Origin of the sequence: Psychromonas algicola (genome assembly GCF_004378355.1) — a bacterium.
Lineage (GTDB): Bacteria > Pseudomonadota > Gammaproteobacteria > Enterobacterales > Psychromonadaceae > Psychromonas.
In genome coordinates, this window is record NZ_SNUB01000080.1 from 1 (window position 1) to 740 (window position 740).

1 rRNA gene is annotated in these 740 nt (G+C 51.1%); it reads right to left on the reverse strand.

Going from position 1 to position 740, the window contains the following annotated elements:
- Positions 1 to 51: 51 nt before the first annotated feature.
- A 23S ribosomal RNA gene (locus E2R67_RS16435) occupies positions 52 to 740 on the reverse strand; the annotation flags it as partial.

Genomic DNA, 740 nt, shown 5'->3' on the forward strand with positions numbered 1-740 from the left:
ATTTAACGTCTCTCGACAAGTCTTGGTCAACCAACACTTCTTAGGTGTTGTATGGTTAAGCCTCACGGGTAATTAGTACAAGTTAGCTCAATACATTACTGCACTTACACACCTTGCCTATCAACGTTGTAGTCTCCAACGGCCCTTTAGGGAGATTAAATCTCCAGTGAGAACTCATCTTGAGGCTCGCTTCCCGCTTAGATGCTTTCAGCGGTTATCGATTCCGAACGTAGCTACCGGGCAATGCTATTGGCATAACAACCCGAACACCAGCGGTTCGTCCACTCCGGTCCTCTCGTACTAGGAGCAGCTCCTCTCAATTCTCAAACGCCCACGGCAGATAGGGACCGAACTGTCTCACGACGTTCTAAACCCAGCTCGCGTACCACTTTAAATGGCGAACAGCCATACCCTTGGGACCGACTTCAGCCCCAGGATGTGATGAGCCGACATCGAGGTGCCAAACACCGCCGTCGATATGAACTCTTGGGCGGTATCAGCCTGTTATCCCCGGAGTACCTTTTATCCGTTGAGCGATGGCCCTTCCATTCAGAACCACCGGATCACTATGACCTACTTTCGTACCTGCTCGACGTGTCTGTCTCGCAGTTAAGCTGGCTTATACCATTGTACTAACCTCACGATGTCCGACCGTGATTAGCCAACCTTCGTACTCCTCCGTTACTCTTTGGGAGGAGACCGCCCCAGTCAAACTACCCACCAAACAGTGTCCCAAACCC